The following is a 15,977-nucleotide window of genomic DNA, read 5'->3' as shown; positions in this document are numbered from 1 at the left end:
CGGAGGAGATACCCCCTCCCCCGCTTTATTCATTACCAGGTATATTTCACACCCAGGTTTGCGCCCCAGTTCTGGTCAACGTCGCCGCCGCCAAGATATGTGGCATCCGTGTAAGCGCTGAAGTTCTTCGTGAAGCTGAACTGGGTGCCCAGCCCAACACGAACAGCTGAACCTTTCACGCCGTTATCAATGCTGTCACCGTTAATATCGGCATTGTTATCGGCGTCGTCATAAACCCAGGCCAGTTTGAAGTAAGGGGTCAGAGCCTGATCGCCGCCGTAGTTGAAGGTGTAACCCGTATCAACACCGAGTTCATAACGCAGGCTATCGTATGATTGTCCATCCATGCGCATGTCATTGCTGAGGCGATAATCATCGCCTGACTGGAACAGACCCGATACGGCTGCGTATGGCGTTACGTAGCCAGAGAGGTTTGGTTTCCAGTCATAACCCAGCTTCAGACCAAAGCCAACAGCGTCACTGGTGGTATTGCCGTCAACATACTGACCGTTGCTCATATTAGCGGAGAGATCGTTGTTGAAGCGGGTGTAGCTCAGGGAGCTGTCGAGGAAAAGATCGTTCATGAACTTCGCTGACGCGTAGATCATCGCCGTCTGGCTATCCTGATCGACCTGACCGGTACGATCGCTGATATCGCCCTTCGCGAAACCTGCCGCACCACCGACGATCCACTTCGCGTTATTACCGTCAATCTGGGTATCCAGACCCACCATAATACCGCTCACGTCCTGATCGTAGCTGATAACGCCGTTGTCACCGTCGAAGTTGCCGCCGAAGTAGCTCACCCACGCCCCGCCGTTATCCGCCAGGCCGTGACGGCTGTTGGTCAGACGCGCACCTACGGTATCCTGCTGCAGATTCCAGATATTGGTATTAGCAGAAGGGATGCTGAGCGCCATATTGGCATAGTCGGTCAGTTCTTTCTGCTGCAGAACGACGGTGTCACCCTGCTGCTGCGCCTGGTAGGTATAAGCACCTAAATCGGCTTTGTTTGCGGCAGTAAAGCTGGCCGCCGTATCCGCGTTATTGTCATAGACACGGACAATCTCTTTATTTTTGTAATCAGCGACGGAACCTGCTCCGGTCGCGTCGTCGATACGGACTTTATAGTTGCCTGCGACGTCACCGTTCACCGCCAGATGGCCGTCAGAGTGAATGGCCACTACGCCGTAGTCATAATCGGCGCTGCGCTTGTCGTTAGTGATATAGCGTGCGTTGTTCAGATCGCTGTTCAGCACGTAATCGCGGCTCGCAACATTCAGCACGCCGCCATCGGTCAGAACCATAGTGTGCGTATCAACCTGGCCCAGACCCAGCGCCAGCTCTGCACCGTTATCCACGGTGATGGTGTTGGCATACAGCTCGGCCGTTTCTTCCGTCAGTGCCGCACGGCTATCGCTGTCCAGATACAGATGGTCGGTGGCCACGCCGCCGTTGTCGCCAATGTTCAATGAGGAAGCATTGGTCAGAGTGATGGTATCCGCCAGCAGGCCTGAGTTTTCAACATTGACCTGAGACTGGTTGTTTACCGTCAGCGTGTCAATGTTTGACATCTTGCGGGTATCCCACTCGGAGCCGTTATCCAGCGCAATGTTAAACAGACCGCTCTGATACACCGCTTCACCCGCAACATGTGCGTTGCTGTCATAGGTGGAATCCGGCCAAATGCTGTTCGGGGACAGCGTGCGCCAGTCTACGTTGCTGTAGCCCTGGCCATACATCTGCGTCGTGCCGATAGCCTCAACGCTGGACTGCGCAGCACCGACCCATTTGCTGCCGTTGGTCAGGGTGACATCCAGCTTATCGGTGCCGTCCCAGCCGTTGGTGGTAGGGTTATAGACGCCGTCTTCGGTGGTATCGGTTGCCGGATCGCCGTTCGGGTAGAAGTTGTTGTCGAAGGTGCTGGAGAACAGGATGTCGCCCGTAACGGTGGAGTGATCGAAGGTGGCAGCGGTCTGCATCGCGTTATCAGACGCGCTGGCGGTAACAATCAGCGCGGCATCATCTGCCCCTGTCGCGTCGGTTTCACTATAGTCGCTCGGCTTCGCAGTCTGGCCGTAGAATCCGCTGGTACCTAAATCGCGGTACGCACCGGAAGTCAGTACCGAATCTTTTACCAGTAGCGTGTCGGTAAAGACCTTGCTGCTGTTGGCTACGCCTTCAACGCCGTCGTACGGGGTATTATCCCGTTCCTGATACCCCTGCGTCAGGGTAATCCCCGCGACGTGAGAATTATTCTGGATAACAATATCTGATTCCACATCCAGGGTAATCGCATTACCCATATCATAGGTATCCAGATAGTGTCTTTCCGTATTTTCCCCATTCACAACATCATACGCATAATGTTCATACGTATCGTTAATGGTGGAATTATCAACGGTCAGGCTAAAACGATCGTATTGAGCATGTTGGGTGCCGTCGGCATCCAGACCATCAGCACAGGTGGCGGTCATACACTGAGAGGTAATCATGCCATTAATGGTGCTGTTGGAAATACTCAACGCATTCGCCCGACCATTGATGCCATCATCGAGATAGTACGTTGAAATAACACCATTCACGGTGGTTTTATTAATCACCGGGTAAATATCACCATCGTGGATGGCATCTGAGAAATCCCAGTCGGCATAGCCATAATACCAGGGAGTGGTAGCTGTATTATCGTATCCGAAGGTATTATATGTCGTACCGGAAATATCCTTCGCATTGGCCTGAGAAGCGATAGCCAGGGTGCAGGCTAATGCAAGTTGAGATACAACGAGTTTCTTTTTCCATGTTTGCATTGGGTCATCCCTCCTCAGGGACGTAAGCAAGTTTGTCCATCAATGAATTTGCAATATTTAATTGCGGAGGGAATTATGCAGTTTCATTTCGAAAAGGTTCAATGAATGTTTCCATTAAGTCCGCATTCAGACAAAAAACAGATTCAGACCACAACGCACAGGGCGTCATAAAATAAATATTATAAAAACAAAATGTTAATGCACGGGCAAAGCAACCAGGGAAATATCATAAAAAATAATAAATCATTTTTAATGATACATTCATTTCCATATAGAAATAACACAAATATCTCATTCTTCTCTCAGCGTTATACTGTCCTGCATTATATATTATTGGTGACAGGCAAACTCTTCTGCTGCATTTCGCAAAAGCAAAATGCCCACTTTAGTAAAACACCCGTCGCCACTTTGAGGTACACTAGCCCCCTTTGTTCCACAAACATCAGGCATACCATGACCGATTTAATTGCACGTCCCCGCCGTCTGCGTAAGTCACCTGCACTGCGCGCTATGTTTGAAGAGACAACCCTGACCTTAAACGATCTGGTGTTGCCGATTTTTGTTGAAGAAGAGATCGATGACTACAAAGCCATCGAAGCCATGCCGGGCGTCATGCGCATTCCGGAGAAATATCTGGCGCGTGAGATCGAACGCATCGCCAACGCGGGGATCCGCTCGGTGATGACCTTCGGCATCTCACACCATACCGACGCCACCGGCAGCGACGCGTGGAAGGAAGATGGCCTCGTCGCACGCATGTCCCGCATCTGCAAAGAGACGGTGCCGGAAATGGTGGTGATGTCCGACACCTGTTTCTGTGAATATACCTCTCACGGCCACTGCGGCGTGCTGTGCGATCACGGCGTGGATAACGATGCTACCCTGCTGAACCTCGGCAAGCAGGCGGTCGTCGCGGCCGCTGCGGGTGCGGACTTCATCGCACCGTCTGCGGCGATGGACGGACAGGTTCAGGCGATTCGTCAGGCGCTGGACGCGGCCGGTTTCACCGACACCGCCATCATGTCCTACTCCACCAAATTTGCCTCCTCCTTCTACGGCCCGTTCCGTGAAGCAGCCGGCACGGCGCTGAAGGGCGATCGTAAAACCTATCAGATGAACCCGCTGAACCGCCGCGAAGCGATTCGTGAATCCCTGCTCGATGAAGCCCAGGGCGCAGACTGCCTGATGGTAAAACCGGCTGGCGCATACCTTGATATCCTGCGCGACATCCGCGAACGCACCGAGCTGCCGCTGGGCGCTTACCAGGTGAGCGGCGAGTACGCAATGATCAAGTTCGCCGCGCTGGCAGGGGCGATCGACGAAGAGAAAGTGATCCTTGAAAGCCTGGGCGCGATCAAACGCGCGGGCGCGGATCTGATCTTCAGCTACTTCGCCCTGGATCTGGCCGAGAAGAAAATTCTGCGTTAATCCGCTTTAGCGCCGGGTGGCGGCTTCGCCTTACCCGGCCTGCTCTCTGCTCAAATCTTCACCCAACTGCAATACAATCGACATCTGCGCCTTCTACTGTCTTCGCAAGACGGCAGGAGGAGTGACCATGTTTAGCCTCGATAGCGTTCTCGACGATCTTTGGCCTCAGGCGAGGCCCGCCCCCTGGCAAAAAAGTCTGTTAAAAAGACTGTTCTACGAAGACGAGTTTCAGCAGTTTGCCGCCGCCCACCGCCACCTGAAAGGACTGGATATGGTGGAGCAGGTTCTGGAACACCTGGATATTCTCTGCACCGTTTCCGCCCGCGATCTCGAACAAATCCCCGAACATGGCCCGCTGGTCATCATTGCCAACCACCCGACGGGTACGCTGGACGGTCTGGCGTTGCTGTACGCCGTCTCCCGCGTGCGGCGCGACGTTAAAGTCGTGACCAACCGGATGCTGACCCACCTTGAGCCCCTCAGCTCGCTGTTTATTCCGGTGGACAATATGGGCGGCAGGACGGCGAAGTCGTCGCTGGTGCAGATGGAACAGCACCTGCAAAACGCGGGCGTACTGATCTTCTTCCCGGCAGGCGAAGTTTCCCGCCCCACGCGCAAAGGCATTCGCGATAAGAAATGGCACTCTGGCTTTATCAAACTCGCCGGCAAGCTGCGCGTCCCGCTGCTGCCGGTGCATATTCAGGCGCACAACAGCCTGCTCTTTTACGCCAGCACGCTGATCTCCCCGACGCTGTCGATGCTGCTGCTGATGCAGCAGATGTTCCGCCGCCGCCACAGCCAGCTGCCGATTAAAATCGGCCAGCAAATTGCGTGGCATCACTGGCACAGCGCCACCCTTTCGTCGCGTGAGATGGCCGAGCAGTGCCGTCAGCACGTGATGCGTCTTGGCAAGGGAGTGCCCGGCGTCTTTAAAACCCAGTGCGCGATTGCCCGTCCGGAAGACCGGGCCACTTTGAAGCGCGCGCTGGCGCAGGCCGAATCTCTGGGCAAAACCAGCGACGGGAAAACCATCTATCTTTGGCAGCGCAACGGTCAGGAAGACGCCCCGCTGCTGCGCGAGCTGGGCCGCCTGCGCGAGATTGCCTTTCGCGCGGTGGAGGAAGGGAGCGGCAAACGCCGGGACACCGACAGCTACGACGATGATTATCTGCACCTGATCCTGTGGGATGAGGAGGATCTGGAGATCGTCGGCGCGTATCGCTTTATGCCGACGGCCATGCAGATCGAAAAGCGCGGCGTTGAGGGGTTGTACAGCTATAGCCTGTTCCACTACGACGACAAAATGCAGGACGTGCTGGCACACGGCATTGAGCTGGGGCGCAGCTTTATTCAGCCGCGCTACTGGGGGCGCCGCGGCCTGGACTATTTATGGTCCGGCATTGGGGCGTATCTGGCGCGTTATCCGCACTACCGCTACCTGTTTGGCCCGGTCTCGATTTCCGGCGGCTTACCGCCTGCCGCGCGGGATCTGCTGGTGGCATTTTACCGCCTGTGGTTCCCGGCGACGCATCCGCTCGCCGCCTCGCGCAAGCCGTATCCCGCGTCCCTGCCGGACGTGCTGGCGCAGTTTGGCGGCGTGGATTACGTGGACGATCTGACGAAGCTGAAATCCCTGCTCGGCAATCTTGGCTGCGGCATTCCGCCGCTGTACAAGCAATATTCCGAGCTGTGCGAGCCCGGCGGCGTGCAGTTTATTGATTTTGGCAGCGACCCGGCGTTCAACAACTGCGTTGACGGCCTGGTGCTGGTGGATTTGTGTTACCTGAAGGCGAACCGCTATCAGCGGTATATTGAGGCGCACCTTTAAATGTGCGGTATTTTGTAGGCCGGGTAAGGCGTAGCCGCCACCCGGCAATTGTGCACCGTTTTCGCCGGGTGGCGCTGCGCTTACCCGGCCTACGGGTACTACAGGATCAGGGGCGGTAAAACGGCTTATCGCCCAAAATCGTCGCCCGCTGCATAATCCGGCGCTGCGGCAGATAGTCCGCATTGGCATAATGCTGCGTCACGCGGTTATCCCAGATCGCCAGATCGTTCTCCTGCCAGCGCCAGCGCACCTGGAACTCCGGCTTGGTGATATGCGCGAACAGGAAACTGAGCAGCGCCTCACTCTCTTTTTCCGTCACGTCCACGATGCGCGTGGTGAACCCTTCGTTGACGAACAGCGCCTGCTTGCCCGTCACCGGATGGGTCCGCACCACCGGGTGCAGCAGCGGAGGATGTTTCGCCACCGCCTCCTGCCAGCGCTGATGCTCCTCTTCCGTTTTACGGTACTTGTACTCCTGGAACGATTTTTTGAAGTCGTGCTCAGCCCGCAGCCCGCTCAGCAGCGTCCGGAACGGCTCGGAGAGCGCCTCATACGCCGCAATGCCGCTGGCCCACAGCGTATCACCGCCGGTTTCTGGCAGCAGCTTCGCCGCCAGAATCGCCCCGGCGGGCGGCGTCTCGATAAAGGTCACATCGGTGTGCCAGTTATCGTTATCCGGCGGGTTATCGTTGTGGGTGTCGAGGACGATAATCTCCTCCACCCCTTCCGCATGCGGATAGACCGGGTGGATATGCAGATCGCCAAACCGCAGGGCCAGCGCGCGCTGCTGCTGCGGGGTGATCGCCTGTTCGCGCAGGAACACCACCTGATGACGCAGCACCGCGTGGTACAGCTGCTCGAACTGGTTATCGCTCAGCGGACGGGTCACATCCAGGCCCGACACCTGTGCGCCAATGTACGGCCCCAGCGGGGTAATGGTCAGACGTTCACTCATTGTATTTCTCCATGCCAGGGCGTCAGGCGGCGCTGTAACGCGCGCAGCCCCAGTTCTAATCCGAAGGCGATCGCGGCAATGACCGCAATCCCTGCCAGCACCACGTCAGTCGCCAGAAATTCTCCCGCCGACTGCACCATAAACCCGAGGCCGCGCGTGGCGGCGATCAGCTCTGCCGCCACCAGCGTGGACCAGCCCACGCCGAGGCCGATGCGCAGTCCGGTTAATATCTCCGGCAGTGCGCCCGGTAAAATCACGAACAGCAGCACCTGCGTACGGCTGGCCCCCAGCGACTGCGCCGCGCGGATCCGCACCTGCTGGGCGCTCTTCACGCCCGCCAGCGCCGACATGGCGACCGGGGCGAAAATTGCCAGATAGATCAGCAGGATTTTTGACGTTTCACCGATGCCGAACCAGATCACCATCAGCGGCAGATAGGCCAGCGGCGGGACCGGGCGGTAAAGCTCAATCAGCGGGTCGAGGATGCCGCGCACCGTCGGGCTCAGCCCCATCGCAATCCCCACGGGAATGCCGATAATCACCGCCGCCAGCAGCGCCACCAGAATGCGCGCCAGGCTGGCGCCTAAGTGCTGCCAGAGCGTGGCATCCATAAAGCCCTGCGGCCCGGCGATGGTAAAAAGTTTGCTCAGCACCTGTCCCGGCGGCGGCAGAAACAGCGGGCTGACCCACTGCAGGGCAGCAACCGCCCACCATACCGCCAGCAGCACCAGCAGCGTACCGACGCTCAGCGTAATTTGACGTGAGAAAGGCCAGCGCAGCGCCAGACGCGTGCGGCGCGTTTTTTCACTGAAGACGATGCTCATGAGAAGGCCTCCCGCTGTTCAAACACGCGGCTTAAGACGTATTCACGCTGTTCGATAAACAGCGGGTCGGATTTGATGCTGCGCACGGGTTCTCCCGCGACGTAGCGGCGGGCAAAATCCAGCGGCAAACGCTCCAGCACGCGGCCCGGCCCGGGCGAGAGCAGCACCAGCTCGGTCGCCATAAACACCGCCTCTTCGATATCGTGGGTAATCAGCAGCACCTGCTTGCCCGTCTCATGCCAGAGGCGCAGCAGCAGGGTTTGCATCTGCTCGCGGGTGAAGGCGTCGAGCGCCCCGAACGGCTCGTCCAGCAGCAACAGCTGCGGATTCGCGGCCAGCGCGCGGGCAATCCCGACGCGCTGCCGCTGGCCGCCGGAAAGCTGCCAGATATAGCGTTTTTCCGCGCCTTCCAGCCCCACTTTTTTCAGCATCGCCCGCGCGGTTTCCAGCCGCTGTTCACGATGGATGCCCGCAAGCTGCAGCCCAAACGCCACGTTTTCCTGCACGTTGCGCCAGGGGAGCAGGCCTTCATTCTGGAAGACCACGCCGCGCTCGGCGCCGGGGCCCTCCACCTTTTTGCCTTCCAGTTGAATGGTGCCATGCTGATAAGGGACAAACCCGGCGATGAGATTCAGCAGCGTGGTTTTTCCGCACCCGGACGGGCCCAGCACTACCAGCAGCTCACCGCTGTCCAGCGTCAGGTTGATGTCCTGTAAGGCGGGTTTACCACCGTAATCGGCAGACAGATTTGTAATATTCAGCATGGCGAACTCCTTATTTCACAAAACGATCGGTCACGTACTGGCTGTAATCCGCCGCTACCGCGGGCACTTTGCCCTGCTCCTTCAGGAAGGTGGCGGTATCCACAATCGCTTTGTTAACCGGCCCGGTCAGCTGCTGCACCTGCTGCGCGGGCGTCAGATAGGTATTGCCCTTCACCAGCCCCGGCACGTCCGCTTCCGGCACGCCGCTCAGGCGGGAGAGTTTTTCCAGGTTGGCGGGCTGCTTCAGCCATTCATCCGGGTTACTGATGTACGGCTGCTGGGCGTCAATCGCGCTTTTCGCGAAGGCTTTCACCACCTCAGGATGTTTCTCGGCGAAGTCTTTGCGCACGACCCACACGTCGAGGGTTGGCGCGCCCCACTGGCCCACTTTTTCGGAGTCGGTCAGCACGGTGCCGTCTTTTTCCAGCTCGTTCACCGCAGGCGCCCACACGTAGGCCCCGTCAATGTCGCCACGCTGCCAGGCCGCGATAATCGCCGGCGGCTGGAGGTTGATGATTTGAACCTGACCCGGCTTGATGCCCCAGTGTTTCAGCGCCGCCAGCAGGCTGTAGTGGGTGGTGGAGATAAACGGCACGGCGATGCGTTTGCCGATCAGGTCTTCCGGTTTGGTGATGTTTTTCTTCACCACCAGCGCTTCAGAGTTACCGAGCTGCGAGGCGAGCAGGAACACCTCAATCGGCACCTGCTGGCTGGCCGCAACCGCCAGCGGGCTGGAACCGATATTGCCGATCTGCACGTCGCCGGAGGCTAACGCACGCACCACGGACGCGCCGCTGTCGAACTTGCGCCAGTCGACTTTCGCGCCGCTCTCTTTGGCAAAGGTGTTATCCGCCTGCGCGACTTTCGCCGGTTCCGCAGAAGTTTGATACGCGACGGTGACGTCCACCGCCTGCGCCTGAAATGCCCACAGCGCCAGTGCGCCGAGTAGTGTGATTCGCGATGAAATTGCCATAGTGCCTGCTCCCCTTGTTGTTATGAGGGCAGTATTTCCAACGCGGGAATTTTGATAAAGGAATAAAAATGAATCGCTCATAACGATTCGTTTTTAGATAAAAAATGGGAAAGGATAGTTGGTTTTGTGCGGTTGGTTCATGCCGGGTGGCGGCTACGCCTTACCCGGCCTACGGATCGTACAATGTGTAGGCCGGGTAAGGCGCAGCCGCCACCCGGCAAAAAACTCAGCGCTTCGCGTTAAGCTCAGCAATATCCTTCGGCGTGGTGCGACAGCAGCCACCAATCAGCTTCGCTCCGGCGTCCAGCCACTGGGGCAGATACCCCGCCAGCGTCTCACACGCTTCGCCGTGGTGGTGCCAGGTTTTGGTCACCGCATCATAATGCTCGCCTGAGTTCGGGTAGACCACCAGCGGCAGCGACGTCAGGCTCTGCAGGTGCTTCAGCACCGCCGTGGTATTTTCCAGCGCGATGCAGTTAATGCCCAGCGCGACGATATGCGGAGAGTCGGCCAGCACGCTGACCACGTCACGCAGCGGCGTGCCGTCGCTCAGGTGCTCGCTGTCCCGCAGGGTAAAGGAGAACCACGCCCGGGCGCGGGGATACCCGGCCAGAAGGGCCGCCAGCGCCTTAATCTCAATAAAAGACGGCAGCGTTTCGCAGGCCAGCAGGTCAGCGCCCGCGTCCAGCAGCGCTTCCACGCGCGGGCGGTGGAAGGCAGTAAACTCCTCAGCGCTGCGCACGTAATCACCCCGATACTCTGAGCCATCCGCCAGATAGGCACCATACGGCCCAACGGATCCCGCCACCAGCAGCGTGCCCGCATGCGGGTTTTCGGCCAGATACGCTTCACGCGCCTTACGCGCCAGCTCCACGCTTCTGCCAATCAGCGCCCGGGACTGCGCCTCGTCCAGGCCGCGGGCCGCAAAGCCCGCAGGCGTGGCCTGGTAACTGGCGGTGATCGCCACCTGTGCCCCCGCGCGGTAGTAATCAAGGTGCACTTCACGGATAAGCGCCGGGTTTTCCATCAGCACTTTGGCAGACCAGAGGCTGTCTGCCAGGTTGCAGCCGCGCGCTTCCAGCTCCGTCGCCATCGCGCCATCCAGCACCACAAACGGCTGCTTTTCAAGGAGGGCGGTAAGCGGATTATTCTGCGACATGTTCGGGCTCCTGCGATGTCATATTTCGGGTCAGGTAGTAGGCACCATAACACAGGGCGACAAACGGAATCCCGCAATAAAGGGCAATGCGCTGGCTTGGGTCAAACCACAGGCCGACGCAGGCCACCACGCAGAGAATAAACCCGAGTACCGGCACCAGCGGATACCACGGCGCGCGGTACTGCAGCGCAGAGAGCGGCTGGCCGGACTGCAGATGGCGACGACGGAAGACGAAGTGCGACGCACAGATGCTGATCCAGACGGCTACCACCGCAAAGCCAGAAATCGCCGAGAGCGCGACAAATACCGTGTCCGGCGCCACGACGCTTGAGAAGAGCGCCAGCACGCCGCCGAGCATAGAAACCGAGAGCGCCGTCAGCGGCACGCCGTTTTTGTTCACGCGGGCAAAGCAGCGCGGCAGCGTTTTCTCATTCGACAGCGACCACAGCATGCGCCCGGAGGCGTACAGCCCGGAGTTCGCCGCCGAAAGGATCGCCGTCAGGATCACGAAGTTAAAAATATCCGCCGCGTAAGGAATACCGACCTTTTCAAACACCAGCACGAACGGGCTCTTTTCCACGCCCGCCTGCTGCATCGGGATCAGCGCCGCCAGCACAAACACGGTGCCGATAAAGAAGATGATCAGGCGCGCAATGGTGGTACGGATCGCGACCGGAATCACCTTGTGCGGATTTTCCGTTTCCCCTGCGGCAATACCGATAAGCTCGGTCCCGGAGAAGGCAAAGTTCACCGCCACCATGGTCATCAGGATCGGCAGGCCGCCGTGCGGGAACCAGCCCTCGGCGGTGATGTTGCTTAAGCCCGGCGCGGGGGAACCGTCCTGCATCGGAATAAAGCCAAAGACCGCCGCGCCGCCAAGAATAATGAAGGCAATGATGGTGATGACTTTCACCAGGGAGAACCAGAATTCACCTTCCGCAAAAAAGCGCGTGGAAATGACGTTCAGGCCAAAAATCACCACGCAGAAGACCACGCACCACGCCCAGACGGGCACCTGCGGGAACCAGTACTGCATGCAGAAGCCCGCGGCGGTAAAGCTCGACCCGAGCGCCACCGTCCAGGTGAGCCAGTAGAGCCACGCCACGGTATAGCCCGTCGCCGGGCCAAGATAACGCGCGGCATAGACGTGGAACGCGCCGGTTTCCGGCATCGCCACGGAGAGTTCGCCCAGACACTGCATCACCAGCCAGACCACCAGGGCACCTATCAGGTAGGCCAGCAGCGTGCCCGCCGCCCCGGTCGTGGAAATGATGTAGCCGGTATTGAAGAATAACCCTGTCCCAATCACGCCACCCAGCGAGAGCATTATCAGGTGGCGTGTTTTCATGGTGCGCTTAAGCTGCCCATTTTCTTGTTGTGTTTGCATATTACCTTCTATACGTATGGACATCTAAACATCCAAAGAAGGTGTGTTATACCGCGATTGTTAATAAAAAGCTAGATGACCAGACGCAAACGGGCGCGCCGCGCGCTGAGTCTGGGGTGGGTTGTGAGGATGACATAGAGAATCGGACGCCAGGCCATAAGCACCTCCGCAAGCAGATACTTACAGCATGGTGCGGGAAAAGGCGATCTTCGGTCAGTCGAAAGTGGTATCCGTAAAGCGCGAAGTCATACCGTAACACTGCCCGCAGGACGGGTAAGGCGCAGCCGCCACCCGGTGCAAGGTTGGTAATTCTCACAATCAGTTCTATAGTCGTCACAGTTTCTTAGTAACCAGGACTGACTGATGCGCTTTAACGGACTGACTAAAGGTTTCTTTATTTTCATTCTCGCCCTTGTGACCTGGGCCTTCTTCGACGTGCTGTCGCCCTACTTCTCCGCGATACTGTGGGCCGCCATTCTGACCGTTATCTTCAATCCGGTAAAAAACAAGCTTCGCGCCGCGCTGGGGGATCGCAACGGGCTGGCCTCGCTGTTGACCATCGGTATTATCTGCCTGATCGTCTTTATTCCGCTGATGGTGATCCTCTCCTCGCTCGCCATTGAGCTGAACGTGGTTTACACCAAACTGCAGGAGAACAACACCCAGTTCCCGGAAGTGGTGGCGAGCATCTTCAACCACCTGCCTGACTGGGCCAGCGGCTTCCTCGCGGATCACAACCTGACCAACGCGGCGCAGATCCAGAAAAAACTCTCCGATGTCGCCCTGCAGGGCGGACAGTATCTGGCGGGCAGCGCGTTTCTGATTGGCAAGGGGACGTTTGGCTTTGCAATTAGCTTCGGCATCATGCTGTATCTGCTGTTCTTCCTGTTGAAAGACGGCCCGTATCTGGTACGCCAGATCCTCGACTCCCTGCCCCTGTCCGATTTTGCCAAGCAGCATCTTTTCGCCAAATTCGTCGGCGTGTCACGCGCCACGGTAAAAGGGACGGCGGCGGTGGCCGTGGTTCAGGGCGTCCTCGGCGGGATTGCGTTTGCTATTGTGGGTATTGACGGCAGCGTGCTCTGGGGCGCATTGATGGCGTTCCTCTCCCTCGTGCCCGCCATCGGCTCGGCGATTGTCTGGGTGCCCGCCGCTATCTTCCTGTTCGCCACGCACCAGATCTGGCAGGGGCTGTTTATTGTCGGCTTTTTCGTGATTATCGTCGGGCTGGTGGACAATATCCTGCGCCCGCTGCTCGTGGGGAAAGACACCAAAATGCCGGACTATCTGATTCTGATCTCCACCCTCGGCGGCATGGAGCTGTACGGCATTAACGGCTTTGTGATTGGGCCGCTCATCGCCGCGCTGTTTATCGCCTGCTGGAACCTCTTCTCCGGACGCGATCACGAAGGCAACGCCGAAGAGCTGGACGCGGATTTCATCGAAGAAGGAAAAAATCCTCCAGATTTGTAAGGACGTGACGATAAAGACCACACCAGGCGGCGCCGTGCCGCCTTTTTTTTCGCCTTAAATCAGACGTTTTCTATAATTTGAAGAACGCCATCCTACTCATGTCGTAAAAGGATCATCTGGTGCGAATCGCGACGATAACAAACTGGGCCTATGGGGCCACGGTCTGCCTGACCATCGCCTCCGGCATCATCATGCTGATGGCGTCCAGTGCGGATACCCTCGAGCGTCAGGCCGTTGAACAACGGCAGAAATTTGATCAGCTGACGGAAGATATCGAAACCGATATCTGGGCGCAGTCTGATTTAGCGCGGCTGTACGCCATTAAAAAAGATCCTCAGGTACTCAAGGAATATAACCAGGCAGAAAACAGCCTGAAGCGTATCGAGCTTCGGCTGGAAAAGCTGCAGGATAACGGCGCATCGGATGAAGAACTGGCCCTGCTGCATGAAGGAATAAAGATCGTCGATGAGCTGCAGGACGAGCAGCAAACCGCCCTCGAAAGCCTGGAACGCGGTGAAGACGCCCAGGCCGTAGCCTTGCTCTATGGCCAGCCCTATGAGCAGGAGCTTGAGCGCGCGCAGAATCAGCTCGATCACTTCCGCCAGATACTCGACAAGCGCGTCATCGCCGCCGTTCAGGAGGCGACCAAAAAATCGAAAGCGCTGCGTACCGCCTCTGAGCTGACGGTCGGCCTGACCGCCCTGCTGTTCCTGTTTGTGCTCGGCTTTATATTAAAGCGCCGTGTGCTGCGCCCCGTGGTCCGCCTGAGCGACGTGGTGCACCGCCTGGCATCCCAGGATTACGCGGTTGAAACGCCCAATTTCAACCAGATTGATGAAATAGGCGATATGGCTCAGGCCATCAGCATCTTCCGTGAAAACGGCCTGGCGCGGCAGCGTCTGGAAAAAGAGCGTGATGCCGACTGGGCCATCCGCGAGCTGCTGGCGCGCATGACCCAGCGGCTGCAGGGGTGTGAGAACTTTAACGATGTGATTAACGTGGCGGAGCTGTTTGCCCCCAATATCGCGCCGGGGATCGCGGGCCGGCTCTACGTCCTTGACCGCGAGCCGTGGCAGATGCGCTGCGTCGCGCAATGGCTTTCGCCGGTGGGTGAAGAGACGACGTTCCACCCGGACGAGTGCTGGGCCGTGCGTCGCGGGCAGAGTCACCCGCCGGTGAACGGCGAGCCGGATATTGCCTGCTACCATCTTCCGGCATCCCAGGCGGAAAGCGCGCTTTGCGTGCCGCTTATCGCTCAGGGCGAGGCCATTGGCCTGCTCTCCTTCCAGAATATTACAGCGGACAATGCACCTTCCCGCGCGTATCTGGAGCTGATGGCCGAGGCGCTCGGGCTGGCGCTGGCCAACCAGCGTCTGCGCGACGCGTTGCTGGAAAAAGCGTTGTTTGACCCGCTCACCGGCCTGCGTAACCGTCATCATCTGGAAGATACGCTGCAAACCCAAACGGCACAGGCGATACGCACCGGCGTGCCGTTAAGCTGCATGATGATTGATATCGACCACTTCAAGAGCATTAACGATCGGTTCGGCCATGAAGCGGGCGATCTGGTGATCAAAAGCGTGGCGTCAATTGTTCAGCGGGCCGCACATGACAACGGGCTGGCATTCCGCTACGGGGGCGAGGAGTTTCTGGTGCTGCTTTCCGGTGCCGATGAAGCAGAAGCGTATGCCTGCGCGCAGAAGATTTACACCGGCGTGCATGAGCTGTCGCTTCGCTACGGGCTGACCGAGATTGGGCCGGTGGACGTGTCGATTGGCATTGCCAGCTACCCACAACATGTCCAGACCGACAACCTGCTGCGCGCTGCGGATGTGGCGCTATACCGGGCAAAAGAGCTGGGACGCGCGCGGATTGTGAGTTTTGGGATGCTGGAGGCGGGCTGAGGCTGATTCTCGCTTTAGTCGCGCGTCACCTCTGTAATCAATATCGACAAGCCATTCATGTCATGACTTTTTTTAGCCATCTCACGGTATTTGGTTGGGGAGAGTCCATATTGGTTTGAGAACGCTCTGCTGAAGGTGGACGGCTCTTCATAGCCTAGCATTGTAAATATATCTGAAACAGAGAGCTGCGTATGTCTGAGCATATGCGCGGCTTTTTCAAGTTTCCGGCTGCGGATATAGAGACCTATACTTATGCCACACTCCTGGCGAAAGTTTCGTTGAATATAAGCCAATGAATAACCGGATTTTCGCGCCACATCCAGAACGGTAATGGGTCTGTATAAATTCGAGTCAATCCAGTGAGTCAGGGACTTAATTACAGTTTCACGATCTTTTAAGAGAGTAAACTTTATACACATAAGTATCCACGAAATTTTATTTACAAGAAGGCCGCTGGCAATGTCATCCAATGACA

At 57.7% G+C, this 15,977-nt stretch carries 12 protein-coding genes; 4 read left to right on the top strand and 8 right to left on the bottom strand.

Annotated features, from left to right (window positions below):
• Positions 1-32: 32 nt before the first annotated feature.
• Entirely contained in the window at positions 33-2,807 is a 2,775-nt protein-coding gene (locus L362_RS22205) for an autotransporter outer membrane beta-barrel domain-containing protein (RefSeq protein WP_023343467.1), read from the bottom strand.
• Between the two features lie 453 nt (positions 2,808-3,260).
• On the opposite strand from L362_RS22205, the gene hemB reads away from it, so the two are divergent.
• Positions 3,261-4,235 (top strand): porphobilinogen synthase, encoded by a 975-nt coding sequence (gene hemB / locus L362_RS22210; RefSeq protein WP_021241687.1) that lies wholly within the window; start codon positions 3,261-3,263, stop codon positions 4,233-4,235.
• Between the two features lie 127 nt (positions 4,236-4,362).
• Positions 4,363-6,063, top strand: coding sequence for a bifunctional ornithine lipid synthase OlsF (locus L362_RS22215; RefSeq protein ID WP_023343466.1), 1,701 nt, complete (start codon positions 4,363-4,365; stop codon positions 6,061-6,063).
• 106 nt (positions 6,064-6,169) lie between these two features.
• Here the strand turns inward: L362_RS22215 and tauD are convergent, their stop codons facing one another.
• The 6 genes from tauD to mmuP all read right to left on the bottom strand — a co-directional run bounded on the left by tauD (position 6,170) and on the right by mmuP (position 12,125).
• Complete coding sequence (gene tauD, locus L362_RS22220; protein ID WP_008503402.1) at positions 6,170-7,018, bottom strand: taurine dioxygenase; 849 nt, start codon at positions 7,016-7,018, stop codon at positions 6,170-6,172.
• Positions 7,015-7,842 carry a taurine ABC transporter permease TauC gene (tauC, locus tag L362_RS22225; RefSeq protein WP_023343465.1) on the bottom strand — a complete coding sequence of 276 codons (828 nt, stop codon included), beginning with the start codon at positions 7,840-7,842 and terminating at the stop codon, positions 7,015-7,017. Before tauC ends, tauD begins: the two co-directional genes overlap by 4 nt.
• On the bottom strand, positions 7,839-8,606 hold the full coding sequence (gene tauB, locus L362_RS22230; protein WP_023343464.1) for a taurine ABC transporter ATP-binding subunit: 768 nt from the start codon (positions 8,604-8,606) through the stop codon (positions 7,839-7,841). Before tauB ends, tauC begins: the two co-directional genes overlap by 4 nt.
• A gap of 10 nt (positions 8,607-8,616) precedes the next feature.
• Entirely contained in the window at positions 8,617-9,579 is a 963-nt protein-coding gene (gene tauA, locus L362_RS22235; protein ID WP_023293188.1) for a taurine ABC transporter substrate-binding protein, read from the bottom strand.
• 226 nt (positions 9,580-9,805) lie between these two features.
• Positions 9,806-10,738: a homocysteine S-methyltransferase gene (mmuM, locus tag L362_RS22240; protein WP_023343463.1), complete on the bottom strand. Its 933-nt coding sequence runs from the start codon at positions 10,736-10,738 to the stop codon at positions 9,806-9,808.
• The gene (gene mmuP / locus L362_RS22245) at positions 10,725-12,125 is read right to left on the bottom strand and encodes an S-methylmethionine permease (protein WP_008503244.1); all 1,401 of its coding nucleotides are present in this window, start codon (positions 12,123-12,125) and stop codon (positions 10,725-10,727) included. The genes mmuM and mmuP overlap by 14 nt, the downstream gene beginning before the upstream one ends.
• Before the next feature lie 363 nt (positions 12,126-12,488).
• On the opposite strand from mmuP, the gene L362_RS22250 reads away from it, so the two are divergent.
• Positions 12,489-13,598 carry an AI-2E family transporter gene (locus L362_RS22250; protein ID WP_023343462.1) on the top strand — a complete coding sequence of 370 codons (1,110 nt, stop codon included), beginning with the start codon at positions 12,489-12,491 and terminating at the stop codon, positions 13,596-13,598.
• A 119-nt stretch (positions 13,599-13,717) separates the two neighbouring features.
• Positions 13,718-15,502 (top strand): diguanylate cyclase, encoded by a 1,785-nt coding sequence (locus tag L362_RS22255; protein ID WP_023343461.1) that lies wholly within the window; start codon positions 13,718-13,720, stop codon positions 15,500-15,502.
• A gap of 14 nt (positions 15,503-15,516) precedes the next feature.
• On the opposite strand, the gene L362_RS22260 is transcribed toward L362_RS22255, so the two are convergent.
• Positions 15,517-15,921, bottom strand: a complete 405-nt coding sequence (locus L362_RS22260; RefSeq protein WP_023326759.1) for a helix-turn-helix domain-containing protein — start codon at positions 15,919-15,921, stop codon at positions 15,517-15,519.
• Between the last annotated feature and the right edge of the window lie 56 nt (positions 15,922-15,977).

Source organism: Enterobacter sp. MGH 16, assembly GCF_000493175.1.
Taxonomy (GTDB): Bacteria; Pseudomonadota; Gammaproteobacteria; order Enterobacterales; family Enterobacteriaceae; genus Enterobacter; species Enterobacter roggenkampii.
The sequence above is the reverse complement of the archived record's forward strand: the minus strand, read 5'-3'. Positions and strand labels throughout refer to the sequence as shown.